This is a genomic window from Agrobacterium sp. CCNWLW155 (genome assembly GCF_036888815.1).
Taxonomy (GTDB): Bacteria; Pseudomonadota; Alphaproteobacteria; order Rhizobiales; family Rhizobiaceae; genus Agrobacterium; species Agrobacterium radiobacter.
This window is the reverse complement of record NZ_JBAKFW010000001.1, coordinates 1,638,581-1,653,342: the sequence shown is the minus strand read 5'-3', so window position 1 is coordinate 1,653,342 and position 14,762 is coordinate 1,638,581. Positions and strand designations below refer to the sequence as shown.

Here is a 14,762-nt window from a genome sequence, read left to right as displayed (position 1 = left end):
GGAAATGCATCTCAGATGCGCTTGCCGCTTGCCTTGTCGAAGAGATGCACCATTTCCGGGTCGATGGCGATATGGATCGTATCGCCAAACCGTACATCCAGCCGCTCGCGGAACAGGCAGGCGATCTCGTCGCCCTTGCAGTTTAGCTTGGCATAGATTTCCGAACCCGTGCCTTCGACCAGTTCGACCCGGCCTTCGATGCCGCCGCTTGCCGCGCGGATATGTTCCGGGCGCACGCCGTAGACGAGGTCGCGGCCACCCAGTGCAGCAATATCGGCGTTTGCGGGCAGGGGAAGGCTCAGGCCCTTCACGGTGCGGAACACGCCTTCTTCAACGCGTCCGCGAATGAAGTTCATGGCGGGCGAACCGATGAAACCGGCGACGAAAAGGTTGGCCGGGCGGTCGTAAAGCTCCAGCGGCGCGCCGATCTGCTCGATCACGCCGTCATGCAGCACCACGATCTTGTCGGCCATGGTCATGGCTTCCACCTGGTCGTGGGTGACGTAGATGGTGGTGGTGCCGATGCGCTGGTGCATGGCCTTGATCTCGCCGCGCATCTGCACGCGCAGCTTGGCATCGAGGTTGGAAAGCGGCTCATCGAACAGGAAGACCTGCGGATCGCGCACCAGCGCGCGTCCCATGGCCACACGCTGGCGCTGGCCGCCGGAAAGCTGGCGCGGATAACGGTCGAGCAGCTTGTCCAGCCCCAGAATGGCGGCGGCCTTGTCGACCTTGGCCTTGGTTTCGTCGGCGCTCACCTTCTTCAGCTTCAGCGCGAAGCCCATATTATCCTTCACCGTCATGTGCGGATAAAGGGCGTAGTTCTGGAAGACCATTGCGATATCGCGGTCGCGGGCGGGCAGGTTGCTGACCTCGCGTGTGCCGATGTGGATTTCGCCGTCGCTGACTTCCTCAAGCCCCGCAATCATGCGCAGCAGGGTGGATTTGCCGCAGCCGGAAGGGCCGACCAGCACGACGAATTCGCCATCCTTGATATCGATATCGATGCCGTGGATGATATTGACCGCGCCGAAGCGCTTCTGGACGTTTAGAATATTGACCGGTGCCATGTTTTTGGTTCCCGTATTTTTAATTGGTTGATTCAGCCGCCCTTGACGGCGCCGGCGGTCAGGCCCGCCACGATCTGTTTCTGCGCGAACATGGTGAGCAGCAGCACCGGCAGCGTCACGATCAGCGCGGCTGCGGCAAGCGGTCCCCAGCTCACCTGTTCGAAGGACAGCATGTTGTAGACCGCCACCGGCAGGGTGCGCGTTTCACGGCTGGCCAGCACGATGCCGAAGACGAAGTTATTCCACGAGAAGATGACCGCCAGAATGAAGGAGACGACGATGCCGGGCTTGGCGATCGGCAGCGCCACCAGCCGGAACACCTGCCAGGAGGATGCGCCATCGATGCTTGCCGCTTCTTCCAGTTCCTTCGGCGTGGTTTCGAAATAACCGATCATGATCCAGACCACGATCGGAACCGTCACCACGAGATGGATGATGATCTGCGGCCAGAGTGTGCCGAGCAGGTTCAGCCATTGGAACAGCAGGAACAGCGGAATGAGGAAGGAGAGGCCGGGCGTCATGCGGGCGATCATGATGACGACAGCCGACTTTTCCGCCTTCAGCCGGGCGATGCCGTAACCGGCAGGCACGCCGATCACCAGCGCCAGAATGGTGGCCGCACCGGTGACGAGCACCGAATTCCAGAAATAGAGGAAGAAATTATTCTCCTCGAACACCTTCACATAGTTCGACCACGCGAAACGTTCGGGGATGAGGATCGGCGGATAGGCACCGTTGTCGATTTCATATTTCAGCGACAGCGAGATCATCCAGATGAAGAACAGGATAACAGGCGAAATCATCACCAACGCCACGAAGAACAGGCCGATGCGGTCGAGGTTTTTACGTTTGAGCAATTGGCGAGCCATCAGCGATCCTCCATCTCGTTCCATTGCGCGCGCTGGCGCACCATCAAAAGCACAAAGGACAGGGCCACGATGATGATGAAGAAGACGACGGCCATGGCCGAGCCGTAACCGATGTCGTAGTAGGAAAACGCCGTGTTGTAGAGGTAGATGTTGATCGTTTCCGAGGCCGTTCCAGGGCCGCCCTGCGTCATCGCGTAGATGATGTCGAAGCTTTTGACGGCATCGATGGAGCGGATGATGACGGCGATCATCAAGAACGGCGCGATCATCGGCATGGTCAGGTAACGGAACTTCTGCCAGGCGTTGGCACCGTCGATTTCGGCGCTCTCATAGGGTTCGCGCGGCACTGCGGCGAGACCGCCGAGCACGATCAGCATGACCAGCGGCGTCCATTGCCAGGTTTCCACCAGCACCAGCGAGGGAATGACGGTGGACTGGTTGTAGATCCATTCCAGCGGGCCGATGCCGATGAAAGACAGGAGATAATTCAGAACGCCGAGCTGCGGGTGGAACATCATGGTCCAGACGAGCGCGATGGCGACCGGGGTTGCCATCATCGGCATCACGAAGACGCCGCGCAGAAAACCGCGCAACGGAAACTGCGCATCGAAAACCAGCGCCGCCAAGGTTCCAAGGAACAGCGGGGCGACGACCGACAGCACGGTATAGATGAGCGTGTGCCAAAGCGATTCCCAGAAGCGTCCGTCACTTGCGAGCCGGATGTAGTTCTCGAAACCGATAAAGCTCTGCTCCTGTCCGAGCGTCCAGCGATGCGCGCTCATCCATAGCGTAAAGACCCATGGAAAAACGATCACCGCCGAGATGACGACAAGTGCCGGTATGACGAAGGGCCAGTAGTTGGGGGCAAGCCTTGCCGGCCTGCTCCCTTCCTTGCGACTGACGCCTGTTTTGGTGTTTTCGATGCTCACGGAGGCCATTATCCCTCGCTACGCGCCAGAACGGGTGCGAACTGTTCCGTCGCCTTCTTCAATTCGGCTGCCGGGTCTGCGCCGCCGATCATGTTGGTGAGGCCGACGCCGTAGATGTCGCGGAATTCCGTCACCGGAATGATGACGGGCAGGGCAAGCTGTGAGACCTTGCCGGAACCGACGACCGCATCCAGCCAGGCGGCCGGCATCTTCACGCCTTCGCGCACCTTCTGGTCTTCAAGGATGGACTGGCGGAACGGAACGCCGGCACCCGCCTGCAAGAGACGCGCACCCATTTCGTGCGAGATCGCCCATTGGCAGAAGAGATAGGCGGCTTCCTTCTTGCTGCTGGCTTCGACAACACCCAGACCATCGCCGAAAGTACCGGCGGCCTGTGCTGCCGGACCCTTCGGCATGACGCCGTAACCGACCTTGCCGACCACGCGGGACTTTTCCGGGTTCTCGATCGGCGGTGCAAAACCGACGCCATCGAACCACATGCCGATCTTGCCCTGCAGGAAGGCCGATTGTGCTTCCGCCCAGTTGAAGCCGGAGACACCGGGAGGGGCGGCTTTGGTCATCAGGCGCTGATAGAGTTTTGCTGCCTCGACCGCTTCCTTCGATTCGGTATCGATCTTTCCGTCAGCGCTGATCGGCTTTGCGCCGTAACCCAGCATCAGCGAGGTCCAGACCGGGGTATTGGCGTTCTTCAGGCCACGGGCGACGAAACCGTAGGTGTTGGTTGCGGGATCGGTGATCTTTTCCGCCGCCGTCACCAGTTCTTCGAAGGTCTCGGGGTATTTCAGGCCCTTGGCTTCGAAGAGTTCCTTGTTCCAGTAGACGATCCAGTAATCCACCGAGAAGGGCAGCGAGCGCAGCACGCCGTCGCTATCCTTGGCAAACAGCATGCCGGCTTCGGCAAAGTCCTTTTCGACGAGCGAAGGATCGGTCAGCGATGGGTCCTTCAGGAAGCCGCTGATATCGGCCAGCCACTTGCCCTTTTCAAACTGACGCTTCTGAACGTGGTAGCTCAGATGCACAACGTCGAAGCTCGGCTTGCCGGAGGAAAGCTCGATCACGACCTTCTGGCGCTGCTGCTGTTCCGGCGTTGCTTCGGCATTGACCTTGATGCCGGTCAGCGCTTCGAATTCGCCGAGATATTTGATCAGCGTTTCGCTGCGCGGGCTTTTGACGAGGTTGACTTCAAGGGTGGTGCCGGCGTGTTTTTTCCAGTTCACCGCCGCCGATGCCGGGCGAATGCCGAGCGCCGCGCTGCCGCCAAGCGCCGCCGTGCCTGCCAGAAAGGCGCGACGCGTGGGGTTGAGCAATGAATGCTTCATGTCAGTTCTCCTCCAGTTAGCCGGAAATTCTCCTCACCCCGGCTTGTTGCTTATTTTCTTGCAATTCCGGCGCAGGATCCTCTGTGTCCCTGCCGAAATTGCCCTACACCGCCAGCGCCCTGTCCCTTGCGTTGCGGATATGGGCGGTGAGCCGCTCCACGGCGTCTTCGACGGATCGCTTCTCGATGGCTTCGAGAATGGCGAGATGTTCCTTCATCACTGATTTGACGTGACCGGCGATGCGAAAGCGCTCCTGATTGATGAGGCGCATCTTGATCGAATTGACGCGGTACGCATTCGAGATGATCGAATTGCCGAGCGCATCAATAAAGGCGTCGTGCATGCCCCAGTCCACCTGCTGCGCGTGCTGATCCAGTTCCGGCGATTCACCGCCTTTTTCAGCCGCTTCGGCAATATCGCGGTGCTGTTTCAACAGCTTGGCGATGGTCTCGTCGGAGGCCGAACGGGTAAAGAGCGCCACGGCCTCCTTTTCGAGAAAGATACGGAACTGGAATGCCTCGCGGATGAGGTTGATGTCGATATGGGCGACCTGCAATCCCCGCTGCGGCACGGTCTTGATCAGACCTTCCGCCTCCAGCCTCGGAATTGCTTCCCGGATCGCGCCCAGCGGCAGACCGGTCAATTCCACGAGGCGGCGTTGCGAGATGAATTGCCCAGGGCGAACGTCGCGCGAGAGAAGGTGATGCGTAAAGCTTTCATACGCCCGTTCCCGCAATGTCTGTTCGCCGGTATCGTCCATGCTCAACCTTTCAAGGTCTGTTCAGGCGGCCTGTTTGCGAAACAGCGCGTCGAAAGCGCCTTCGATCTGCCGCCGGTCCTCCGGTGAAATGGCAACGAGCGGCGCGCGCACGTCAGACCAGATATTTTCCCCTGTCGTGTGTGATACCAGCACCTTGACGGCGGGCGTAACCGGAAACTTCAGAAGTTCCACAACAAGATCGACGATGCGTGGGTCGTCCTTGCCGTCAACGGCCATGGCGCGCACTTCCTGCGTGAGGAAATTGGCGACGCCTGATATCGCGCCCTGACCGCCGAGGCGAACGCCCTTGGCGAGATCGCGCTCATCGCCGATCAGGATGGCGAGATCACCGTGCTCCTTCAGCAGACGCTCGGTATGTGCCCAATTGCCGGAGGAATCCTTCACACCGGTGACAATCCCCGGGAAGGCCTTCTTGAGACGACCCACCAGCTCGACCGACAGTGTCACCATGGTCACGGAAGGGATGTTATAGACGAGAATGTCGCGCGCGCCCTTGCCGATCTTTTCGAAAACCGCCGAGAACCAGGCAAACAAGCCGTCATCGCTGACATTCTTGAAATAGGAGGGCGGGGCGAGAAGAATATTGCGGGCACCTGCGTTCAGGGCCTCGGCGGATTGGTCGGCCGCATCTTCGATGGAATCCACGAGAACGCCGGTGACCAGACGGGAAGGCGCAATGCCTGCCTCAATGAAGCGGGAGAGAATGACCTGCCGTTCGCGGCTGCCGACGGAGCATCCCTCGCCGGTGGTGCCGAAGAGCGTCACGCTGTCGCAGCCATTTGCAAGGCAGCGGCGGGCATGCGCGATCATGGCTTCGAAATCGACGGTTCCGTCAGTTTTGAAAGGGGTCGTCAGGGCTGCCGAAAGGCCGAATTTCTGGGTCAATTAAGATGCTCCTCCAAGATGGCTGCAGATTGATGGCATACTGACATGTTAGTTGTAAAGCGGTAATTACAAGATGATTGTTCGGTAGGCTGGAATGGTGGGCGGATTGGTTCTGGAGGCTGCTTGACGGGGTATGTTGCATCCGGTGGGGCATGGTATGTTTGCGGCGGTTTTCGCAGATGCCATTTTTCCGCGGAACACCCAAAAATGCTAAAATAAAATTTGACTGTTTCAGTAAAGATTTTTATCAGGCAATCTGTTCGTGGGATAAAGGGAAGTATCATGACCGTTGTGGAGCCGTCAGCGCCTGTGGAAGAGATTGAGCAGAGCCGAGTGAAGCGCCTGAGGGCTGCAACGCGCGGCGCGCATGGCGGTCTCGATACCTTCATCATGGCAGCCAAGCCGTTCGAGAGCCGGGAGAACTTCGGCAAATTCGTGGAAACGCAATATCTTTTCCATCGCGACCTCGATGCCTTCTTCTCCAACGCAACGCTCGATAGCTTGCTGCCCGATCTCAAAGGCCGCCGCCGTCTCTCCATGATCGAGCAGGACCTTGCCGATCTCGGTCACGCTATTCCCGAAACGGAAGCCCCACGCTTTACTGACGAAACGCCGTTCGATCTGCCGGAGGCCATGGGCTGGCTTTACGTGGTCGAAGGTTCCAATCTCGGTGCGGCTTTCCTCCTGAAAGATGCGGCGAAGCTTGGCCTCAGCGAAGAATTCGGCGCGCGCCATCTGGCCGGCGCTCCGGAAGGGCGTGGCCTGCACTGGCGCACCTTCACCGCCGCGCTCGATGAAATTTCGCTGACGGTCGAAGAGGAAGAGCGTGTTGTCGCAGGCGCCGAGGCTGCCTTCCGCGCCGTGCATGCCTATGCGCAGCAGCGTCTCGTCTGAGGTTTTGGCATAGCTCCGTGATTGAAAATGGCGGCCGGTAGGTTAGCTAAAATTTGCCGACAGAACTCGCTCAGCATTCGACGTCATCCTCGGGCTTGACCCGAGGATCCATTGATTTCAGTGGGTTATGGATCCTCGGGTCAAGCCCGGGGATGACGGCGGAGAGGTTGGAGCTTTTTCGTCGCGTATATTGGGGACGGCTCGAGGCCCGTCCTTTTTCTATTTATAACTGCCGAATAAACAGGCAAATATTTTGACCAAATGATAAATTTTTTATCTTTTGGTCAAGGCTCAATGTGTCCCAAAATTTTATCCATTTGATAAAATTATTTTATTTGGTCTGGCACAGAACCTGCTACTCTTTTGTCAAGTCAGGAGACACCTGACGCTAAAAAGGGAACAGCAAAATGGAAGTTGGTGTTTTTATACCGATCGGAAACAATGGGTGGCTCCTCTCCGAAAACGCGCCGCAATACAAGCCGAGCTTCGACTTGAACAAGGCGATCACGCTGAAGGCGGAGAAATACGGTTTCGACTTTGCGCTTTCGATGATCAAGCTGCGCGGCTTCGGCGGCAAGACCGAATTCTGGGACTATAATCTGGAATCCTTCACGCTGATGGCGGGCCTCGCTGCCGTCACCTCCAAGATCAAGCTGTTCGGCACGGCCGCCACGTTGGTCATGCCGCCGGCCATCGTTGCCCGCATGGCGACAACGATCGACTCCATTTCCGGCGGCCGCTTCGGCATCAACCTGATTACCGGCTGGCAGCGTCCTGAATACAGCCAGATGGGACTTTGGCCGGGCGATGATTATTTCGGTGATCGCTACGAATATCTCGGCGAATACACCACCGTCCTGAAAGAGCTGTTGACGGACGGGCAATCGGACCACAAGGGCAAGTTCTTCCAGATGGAGGATTGCCGGATGAAGCCGGTGCCGCAGGGTGACGTGAAGCTCATCTGCGCCGGTTCGTCCAATTCCGGCATGGCGTTTTCGGCCAAATTCGCCGATTACAGCTTCTGCTTTGGCGTCGGCGTCAATACGCCGAAGGCCTTCGCGCCCACCAATGAGCGACTTCTGGCGGCAACCGAAAAGACCGGCCGCGACGTTAAATCCGTCGTGCTGACCATGATCCTTGCCGAGGAAAAATCCGAGGATGCCTGGGCGAAGTGGGAGCACTACAAGGCGGGCGCGGATGAGGAGGCGATCAAGTGGCTCGGCCTGCAGAGTTCTGTCGACACCAAATCCGGCTCGGATACGAATGTTCGGCACATGTCCAATCCCGTCTCGGCGGTCAACATCAACATGGGAACGCTGATAGGCTCCTATGAGGAAGTGGCGGCCATGCTGGATGAAATGAGCGAAGTGCCGGGAACGGGCGGCGTGATGCTGACCTTCGACGATTTCCTCGAAGGCGTCGAAAAATTCGGCAAATATGTGCAGCCGCTAATGAAGAGCCGCAAGCATGTTCTGGCCGAACTGGAGGCAGCGGAATGAGTGAAGCCGTCGTGGCGGGTTACAAGGGGCCGGAGAGCCGTTCGGAAAGCGTGACGCTTCCCGCAAGGCCCGAGCCAATTACCCTGAAGCCCAGCGAGACCGCCGTTGTCGTGGTCGACATGCAGAACGCCTATTCGACCGAAGGCGGTTATGTCGACCTTGCCGGGTTCGATATTTCCGGAGCCAAGGGCACTATCGCCAACATCAAGAAGACGCTGGATGCAGCGCGGGCGGCGGGCGTTCAGGTCATCTATTTCCAGAATGGCTGGGACAAGGACTATGTCGAGGCGGGCGGGCCGGGTTCGCCCAACTGGCACAAGTCCAACGCGCTGAAGACGATGCGCAAAAGGCCGGAACTGCAGGGCCAGTTGCTGGCCAAGGGAACGTGGGATTACGCCATTGTCGACGAGTTGCAGCCGCAGCCCGGCGATATCTTGGTGCCGAAGACGCGTTACAGCGGTTTCTTCAACACCAATATGGACAGCGTGTTGCGCGCCCGCGGCATCCGCAATCTGGTCTTCGTCGGCATCGCCACCAATGTCTGTGTCGAAAGCTCACTACGCGACGCTTTCCATCTCGAATATTTCGGGGTGATGCTGGAGGATGCCACGCATCATCTGGGTCCAGATTTTATCCAGCAGGCGACGGTCTACAATGTCGAGAAATTTTTCGGCTGGGTGGCGACCGTCAATGATTTCTGCGGTGTGATTTCGCAGGCCGCACCTGTCACCGATTGATTGAGAAACACAAAGAGGAGAACGAAATGCCGAAAAAGATCGTCGTGCCCGCTGGTACCAGCAAGCCTATCGCTCCCTTTTCGCCGGGAACCCTTGCCGATGGCGTGGTTTACGTTTCCGGCACGCTGCCCTTCGACAAGGACAATAATGTCGTGCATGTGGGCGATGCCAGCGCGCAGACCCGTCATGTTCTCGAAACCATCAAGTCAGTCATCGAAACCGCTGGCGGCACGATGGAGGACGTGACGATGAACCACATCTTCATCACCGACTGGGCGAACTACCAAGCGGTCAACATTGTCTACGCCGAATATTTCCCCGGCGACAAGCCGGCGCGTTATTGCATCCAGTGCGGCCTCGTAAAGCCTGACGCGCTGGTGGAAATCGCCACCGTCGCCCATATCGGCAAATAGGGGCGACACGGCAAGATGATGCATTTCGAGGTTCATGGCCGCGCCGAGCCTGAGGCGCCCACTATCCTGCTGTCATCGGGACTGGGCGGATCGGGTGCCTATTGGGCGCCGCAGATCGAAGCTCTTTCCGATCATTTCCGGATCGTCACCTATGACCATCGCGGAACCGGCAGGACGGGCGGCGAAGTGCCGGCGGATGGCGGCATATCGGCGATGGCGGATGATGTTCTGGAGATCGTCTCGGCTCTGAACCTCGAAAAATTTCACTTCATGGGTCATGCGCTCGGCGGTCTGATTGGCCTCGATATCGCGCTGCGCCAGCCCGGCCTCATCGACAGGCTTGTTCTTATCAATGCCTGGAGCAAGGCCGATCCGCATTCCGGACGTTGTTTCGATGTGCGGATCGAGCTTCTGGAAAAATCCGGCGTTGAGGCTTTCGTGAAGGCCCAGCCGCTGTTTCTTTATCCGGCGGCGTGGATGTCGGACCATCAGGAGAGGCTGGCGCGGGACGACGCGCATGGTGTCGCGCATTTTCAGGGCAAGGCAAATGTGCTTCGGCGCATCGCGGCGCTCAGGGCCTTCGATATCGATACCCGTCTTGGCGAGATCGACAATCCGGTGCTGGTGGTGGCGACCAAGGATGATCTTCTGGTGCCCTATACCCGCTCGCTGCGTCTTGCGGAGGGTTTGCCGCAAAGTGAGCTTTGCCTTCTCGATTTCGGGGCGCATGCGGTCAATATCACCGAGACTGACCTTTTCAACGCACGGCTTTTACGGTTTCTGCTGCCGGCAACACGGCCATTCGGACAGGATTTTTAAGACAATGACGACAGCACTCGACGACAAGGCACTTGCAGCACTTTTCACCGCGGCACGCACCCATAATGGCTGGGCTGACAAGCCGGTCGGCGACGAGACACTGAGAGCGCTTTACGATCTGACGAAGATGGGGCCGACCTCGGCCAATTGCTCGCCGGCGCGTTTCGTGTTCGTGCGCAGCCCGGAAGCCAAGGAAAGGCTGAGGCCCGCGCTTTCTTCGGGCAATCTCGAAAAGACCATGGCTGCACCGGTGACGGTGATCGCTGCTATCGACCGCGAATTTTACGAGAAACTGCCGGTGCTGTTTCCACATGCCGACGCGCGTTCGTGGTTTACCTCCAGCCCAGCTGTCGCCGAGGAAACGGCCTTCCGCAATGCCACTTTGCAAGCGGGTTATCTCATTATTGCGGCCCGCTCGTTGGGACTGGATACCGGGGCGATGTCCGGTTTCGACAAGGGCAAGGTTGACGCGGCGTTTTTCGCGGGCACGACGTGGAAATCCAATTTCCTGATCAATCTCGGTTACGGCGATCCGTCGAAACTGTTCGGTCGCCTGCCGCGCCTTGGCTTTGAAGAGGCCTGTGTCCTGGCTTGAGGGCCTGTTAAGGAAGGATGGTTTAGATGCGGATGATGTCTCTTGAAAAGGAAGCGGAAATGGAGACGAAGACTGCTGAGCAGCGCAGCCTCGAATACAGGAACGCTATGGCGCGGCTCGGTGCGGCGGTCAACATCGTCACCACGGACGGTGTGGCTGGACGTGCGGGTTTTGCAGCGACGGCCGTTTGCAGCGTTTCCGACAATCCGCCTACCTTGCTCGTCTGCCTCAATCGCAATGCTTCCGCCTACAAGGTGGTGAAGAGCAACGGCGTCATCTGCGTCAACACGCTTGCCTCAAAGCACGAGGCGCTGAGCACCCTGTTCGGCGGCAAGACGCCGGCGGACGAACGTTTCGCCGCCGGGCGCTGGGGTGTGCTCGAAACCGGCGCTCCGGTTCTGGAAGACGCGCTCGTTTCCTTCGATTGCCGCATCCGCGAGGCGCATGATGGCGGCACGCACGATATCCTGATCTGCGATGTCGTCGATATGAAGATTAATGAGGGCGAAGAAGCGCTGCTGTATTTCAACCGGCGTTACCGGGTGCTTTGAGGCGACCGTTTTGGCTGAGCACCAGCCCCAACCCCACCGTCGTATCCTCGGGCCTGACCCGAGGATCCACAACCCGACGCGCGATGGATCCTCGGGTCAAGCCCGAGGATGACGTCAAGGTGGAATGCGTTCTCAGAATTCGAAAGGGCGTTTCCGGTCTCCCGGAAACGCCCTTTCCGTTACTTGATCAGCGGCAGAAGATCGTTGATCGACTTCTTGGCGTCGCCGTAGAACATGCGGGTATTGTCCTTGTAGAACAGCGGGTTCTCGATGCCGGAATAACCCGTTCCCTGACCGCGCTTGGAGACGATGACCAGCTTGGATTTCCACACTTCCAGAACCGGCATGCCGGCGATGGGTGAGTTCGGATCGTCCTGTGCCGCCGGGTTGACGATGTCGTTGGAGCCGATGACGATGACGACGTCGGTATTGGGGAAGTCGTCGTTGATCTCGTCCATTTCCAGCACGATGTCGTAAGGCACCTTGGCTTCGGCCAGCAGCACGTTCATGTGGCCGGGAAGGCGGCCTGCCACCGGGTGGATGGCGAAACGCACGGTCTTGCCGTCAGCACGCAGCTTGCGGGTCAGTTCGGACACCGCGCTTTGTGCCTGTGCCACCGCCATGCCGTAACCGGGCACGATGATAACGCTGTCGGCATCGTTCAGCGCCGAAGCAACGCCTTCGGCGTCGATTGCTACCTGTTCGCCATCGATTTCCATCGCCGGACCCGTCGTGCCGCCGAAGCCGCCGAGGATGACCGAGATGAAGGAGCGGTTCATGGCCTTGCACATGATGTAGGACAGGATCGCACCCGAGGAACCGACCAGCGCGCCTGTCACGATCAGGAGATCGTTGCCGAGCGTGAAGCCGATGGCGGCGGCTGCCCAGCCGGAATAGCTGTTCAGCATCGAGACGACGACAGGCATGTCAGCGCCGCCGATGCCCATGATCAGGTGGTAGCCGATGAAGAAGGCGGCCAGCGTCATCAGCACCAGCGTCCATGCGCCGGCACCGTTGCAATACATGAGGAGCAGCACGAGCGACAGGATCGCAGCGCTTGCATTGAGGACATGTCCGCCCGGCAGCTTCTTCGCCTTGCCGTCCACCTTGCCGGCAAGCTTGCCGAAGGCAACGACCGAACCGGTGAAGGTGACGGCACCGATGAAGACGCCGAGGAAGACCTCGACCTTCATGATGGCCAGTTCTACCGGCGTCTTGTGGGCGAGGAGGGCGGAAAAGCCTGTTAGCAACGAACGCGCCGTCTCATCGAGCGAAGCGACATGCGCTTCCTCGATATGGGCGTTGAAGCCGATGAAGACGGCGGCAAGACCGACGAAGGAGTGAAGGGCTGCAACAAGCTGCGGCATCTCGGTCATCTGCACGCGGTTTGCGACGAAGTAGCCGAGAACGGAGCCACCCGCCAGCATCAGAAGCACGATGAACCAGTTGCCGACATCAGGTCCGAAGACCGTGGCGACAATGGCGAGACCCATGCCTGTTATGCCGTACCAGACGGCGCGTTTGGCGCTTTCCTGTCCGGAAAGGCCGCCGAGGGAAAGGATGAAAAGAACGGCTGCGGCAACATAGGCCGCGGAAACGATACCAATGGTCATAAAGTGTCCCCTACACGGCTCAGGACTTCTGGAACATGGCGAGCATGCGCCGTGTCACGAGGAAACCGCCGACGATGTTGATCGTCGCGATCAGGACGGAAAGCGAGGCAAGGAGCACCACCAGCCAGTTGCCGGAACCGATCTGCAGCAGCGCGCCGATAATGACGATGCCGGAAATCGCGTTCGTCACCGCCATCAGCGGCGTGTGCAGCGAATGGCTGACATTCCAGATGACAGAGAAGCCGATAAAGCAGGCGAGCACGAAGACGATGAAATGGCTCATGAAGCTTGCCGGCGCATAAAGGCCGACGAGAAGCAGAACCGCCGTGCCGATGACGAGCAGGCCGACCTGACTTTTCGTCTGCGCCTTGAACTCGGCCCGTTCCTTGGCGTGCTTTTCCTCAGGCGTAAGCTCTTTTGCTCTTTCCTTGGGTTTCTGCGCGGCAATGGCCTGGATCTTCGGTGGCGGCGGCGGGAAAGTGATCTCGCCCTGATACGTGACGGTCGCGCCGCGGATGACGTCGTCTTCCATGTTGTGAACCGGCTTGCCGTCCTTTGCGGGCGTCAGGTCGGTCATCATGTGACGGATGTTGGTGGAATAGAGCGTCGAGGCCTGTGTCGCCATGCGGCTCGGGAAATCCGTATAGCCGATGACGATGACGCCGTTGTCGGAGACGACGCGCTGATCGGGAACCGTGAGATCGCAATTGCCGCCTCGTTCTGCCGCGAGGTCGATGATAACAGAACCCGGCTTCATCATCGCTACCATATCGGCGAGCCACAGTTTCGGGGCGTCGCGGCCCGGAATGAGCGCGGTGGTGATGACGATATCGATCTGCGGAGCGAGTTCGCGGAACTTTTCGAGCTGCTTCTCGCGGAATTCCGGCGAGGAGGGGGCGGCATAACCGCCGGTGGCGGCACCATCCTGCTGTTCGGCGAAATCGAGATAGACGAATTCGGCGCCCATGGATTCGATCTGTTCGGCCACCTCAGGGCGAACGTCGAATGCATAGGTGATGGCGCCGAGCGAGGTGGCCGTCCCGATGGCGGCAAGACCGGCAACGCCAGCGCCGATGACCAGCACCTTGGCGGGCGGCACCTTGCCGGCGGCGGTCACCTGACCGGTGAAGAAGCGGCCGAAATTATTGCCGGCCTCGATGACCGCGCGATAACCGGCGATGTTGGCCATGGAGGACAGGGCGTCCATCTTCTGGGCGCGGGAAATGCGCGGCACCATGTCCATGGCGATGACATTTGCGCCCTTTTCCTTGGCCTGCTCCAGAAGGTCCTTGTTCTGGGCGGGATAGAAGAACGAGATCAGCGTCTTGTCCGAAGACAGGCGATCAATCTCCGACGTTTCCGGCGGACGAACCTTGGCGATGATGTCGGAACCGGCGTAAAGCGCATCGGCGCTGTCGACGATTGTCACACCGGCTGCGCGATAGGCGTCGTCGGAAAATCCCGCCGCCTTGCCTGCACCGGTTTCGAGGATGCAATCATATCCGAGTTTCTGCAATGCCTGGGCGCTGTCGGGCGTCATGCCGACGCGCGCTTCGCCCTCATATAATTCCTTAGGCGTCCCGATCTTCAAAATGGCTCTCCCTCTGCCTGAAAATACAGGGGGGTCATAACCCATTCAGGGGGGCTTTGTCTCCATATTGATTTTGTCTTGCCTGCGACGGAATGACAGCCCCTGCGACAGGCTCGTTCGATATGCTAGCCCGTGGCGCAATAAAAAAACCCGGCGCCTGCGCGCCGGGTTCCGAA

The 14,762-nt window shown here is 59.0% G+C and carries 15 protein-coding genes; 7 read left to right on the top strand and 8 right to left on the bottom strand.

Translation table 11 applies throughout. The features are described 5' to 3' along the window. Nucleotides 1–11 precede the first annotated feature (11 nt). The 6 genes from V6S97_RS08330 to V6S97_RS08305 form a co-directional block, all read right to left on the bottom strand. Entirely contained in the window at nucleotides 12–1,070 is a 1,059-nt protein-coding gene (locus tag V6S97_RS08330; RefSeq protein WP_099085873.1) for an ABC transporter ATP-binding protein, read from the bottom strand. Between the two features lie 32 nt (nucleotides 1,071–1,102). Further along, a complete protein-coding gene (locus V6S97_RS08325; RefSeq protein WP_003504003.1) occupies nucleotides 1,103–1,939 on the bottom strand; it encodes a carbohydrate ABC transporter permease in 837 nt (278 codons plus the stop codon). Then, complete coding sequence (locus V6S97_RS08320; RefSeq protein ID WP_334426518.1) at nucleotides 1,939–2,877, bottom strand: carbohydrate ABC transporter permease; 939 nt, start codon at nucleotides 2,875–2,877, stop codon at nucleotides 1,939–1,941. The genes V6S97_RS08325 and V6S97_RS08320 overlap by 1 nt, the downstream gene beginning before the upstream one ends. Beyond that, complete coding sequence (locus V6S97_RS08315) at nucleotides 2,877–4,208, bottom strand: ABC transporter substrate-binding protein (protein ID WP_020810418.1); 1,332 nt, start codon at nucleotides 4,206–4,208, stop codon at nucleotides 2,877–2,879. The genes V6S97_RS08320 and V6S97_RS08315 overlap by 1 nt, the downstream gene beginning before the upstream one ends. A 103-nt stretch (nucleotides 4,209–4,311) precedes the next feature. Then, nucleotides 4,312–4,968, bottom strand: a complete 657-nt coding sequence (locus V6S97_RS08310; RefSeq protein WP_020810419.1) for a GntR family transcriptional regulator — start codon at nucleotides 4,966–4,968, stop codon at nucleotides 4,312–4,314. Nucleotides 4,969–4,989: 21 nt separating this feature from the next. Next, nucleotides 4,990–5,874: a dihydrodipicolinate synthase family protein gene (locus tag V6S97_RS08305; protein WP_334426516.1), complete on the bottom strand. Its 885-nt coding sequence runs from the start codon at nucleotides 5,872–5,874 to the stop codon at nucleotides 4,990–4,992. Between the two features lie 282 nt (nucleotides 5,875–6,156). Here V6S97_RS08305 and V6S97_RS08300 point away from each other — a divergent pair, with 282 nt between their 5' ends. The 7 genes from V6S97_RS08300 (at nucleotide 6,157) to rutF (ending at nucleotide 11,382) form a co-directional block, all read left to right on the top strand. Beyond that, nucleotides 6,157–6,768, top strand: a complete 612-nt coding sequence (locus V6S97_RS08300) for a biliverdin-producing heme oxygenase (RefSeq protein WP_112954415.1) — start codon at nucleotides 6,157–6,159, stop codon at nucleotides 6,766–6,768. 407 nt (nucleotides 6,769–7,175) lie between these two features. Further along, a complete protein-coding gene (rutA, locus tag V6S97_RS08295; protein WP_107675969.1) occupies nucleotides 7,176–8,267 on the top strand; it encodes a pyrimidine utilization protein A in 1,092 nt (363 codons plus the stop codon). Next, on the top strand, nucleotides 8,264–9,004 hold the full coding sequence (gene rutB, locus V6S97_RS08290; protein WP_004443492.1) for a pyrimidine utilization protein B: 741 nt from the start codon (nucleotides 8,264–8,266) through the stop codon (nucleotides 9,002–9,004). Before rutA ends, rutB begins: the two co-directional genes overlap by 4 nt. A 26-nt stretch (nucleotides 9,005–9,030) precedes the next feature. Next, complete coding sequence (gene rutC / locus V6S97_RS08285; protein ID WP_020810423.1) at nucleotides 9,031–9,417, top strand: pyrimidine utilization protein C; 387 nt, start codon at nucleotides 9,031–9,033, stop codon at nucleotides 9,415–9,417. A gap of 15 nt (nucleotides 9,418–9,432) precedes the next feature. Then, entirely contained in the window at nucleotides 9,433–10,236 is an 804-nt protein-coding gene (rutD, locus tag V6S97_RS08280) for a pyrimidine utilization protein D (protein WP_334426514.1), read from the top strand. A 4-nt stretch (nucleotides 10,237–10,240) separates the two neighbouring features. Further along, nucleotides 10,241–10,831 carry a malonic semialdehyde reductase gene (locus V6S97_RS08275; protein WP_112295844.1) on the top strand — a complete coding sequence of 197 codons (591 nt, stop codon included), beginning with the start codon at nucleotides 10,241–10,243 and terminating at the stop codon, nucleotides 10,829–10,831. Between the two features lie 26 nt (nucleotides 10,832–10,857). After that, nucleotides 10,858–11,382, top strand: a complete 525-nt coding sequence (gene rutF, locus V6S97_RS08270; RefSeq protein WP_087744934.1) for an NADH-dependent FMN reductase RutF — start codon at nucleotides 10,858–10,860, stop codon at nucleotides 11,380–11,382. A gap of 179 nt (nucleotides 11,383–11,561) precedes the next feature. On the opposite strand, the gene V6S97_RS08265 is transcribed toward rutF, so the two are convergent. Both V6S97_RS08265 and V6S97_RS08260 read right to left on the bottom strand, forming a co-directional pair. Then, nucleotides 11,562–12,995, bottom strand: coding sequence for an NAD(P)(+) transhydrogenase (Re/Si-specific) subunit beta (locus V6S97_RS08265; RefSeq protein WP_112356149.1), 1,434 nt, complete (start codon nucleotides 12,993–12,995; stop codon nucleotides 11,562–11,564). A gap of 19 nt (nucleotides 12,996–13,014) precedes the next feature. After that, nucleotides 13,015–14,586, bottom strand: a complete 1,572-nt coding sequence (locus V6S97_RS08260) for a Re/Si-specific NAD(P)(+) transhydrogenase subunit alpha (RefSeq protein ID WP_087744930.1) — start codon at nucleotides 14,584–14,586, stop codon at nucleotides 13,015–13,017. Between the last annotated feature and the right edge of the window lie 176 nt (nucleotides 14,587–14,762).

What these genes read in the sequence shown, in the direction of transcription:
- V6S97_RS08275 (WP_112295844.1), top strand. Translation starts at nt 10,241, where the DNA reads ATGACGACAGCACTCGACGACAAGGCACTTGCAGCACTTTTCACCGCG.
- V6S97_RS08330 (WP_099085873.1), bottom strand. Translation starts at nt 1,070, where the DNA reads ATGGCACCGGTCAATATTCTAAACGTCCAGAAGCGCTTCGGCGCGGTC.
- V6S97_RS08310 (WP_020810419.1), bottom strand. Translation starts at nt 4,968, where the DNA reads ATGGACGATACCGGCGAACAGACATTGCGGGAACGGGCGTATGAAAGC.
- rutD (WP_334426514.1), top strand. Translation starts at nt 9,433, where the DNA reads ATGATGCATTTCGAGGTTCATGGCCGCGCCGAGCCTGAGGCGCCCACT.
- V6S97_RS08325 (WP_003504003.1), bottom strand. Translation starts at nt 1,939, where the DNA reads ATGGCTCGCCAATTGCTCAAACGTAAAAACCTCGACCGCATCGGCCTG.
- V6S97_RS08315 (WP_020810418.1), bottom strand. Translation starts at nt 4,208, where the DNA reads ATGAAGCATTCATTGCTCAACCCCACGCGTCGCGCCTTTCTGGCAGGC.
- rutA (WP_107675969.1), top strand. Translation starts at nt 7,176, where the DNA reads ATGGAAGTTGGTGTTTTTATACCGATCGGAAACAATGGGTGGCTCCTC.
- V6S97_RS08320 (WP_334426518.1), bottom strand. Translation starts at nt 2,877, where the DNA reads ATGGCCTCCGTGAGCATCGAAAACACCAAAACAGGCGTCAGTCGCAAG.
- rutC (WP_020810423.1), top strand. Translation starts at nt 9,031, where the DNA reads ATGCCGAAAAAGATCGTCGTGCCCGCTGGTACCAGCAAGCCTATCGCT.
- V6S97_RS08265 (WP_112356149.1), bottom strand. Translation starts at nt 12,995, where the DNA reads ATGACCATTGGTATCGTTTCCGCGGCCTATGTTGCCGCAGCCGTTCTT.
- V6S97_RS08300 (WP_112954415.1), top strand. Translation starts at nt 6,157, where the DNA reads ATGACCGTTGTGGAGCCGTCAGCGCCTGTGGAAGAGATTGAGCAGAGC.
- rutF (WP_087744934.1), top strand. Translation starts at nt 10,858, where the DNA reads ATGCGGATGATGTCTCTTGAAAAGGAAGCGGAAATGGAGACGAAGACT.
- rutB (WP_004443492.1), top strand. Translation starts at nt 8,264, where the DNA reads ATGAGTGAAGCCGTCGTGGCGGGTTACAAGGGGCCGGAGAGCCGTTCG.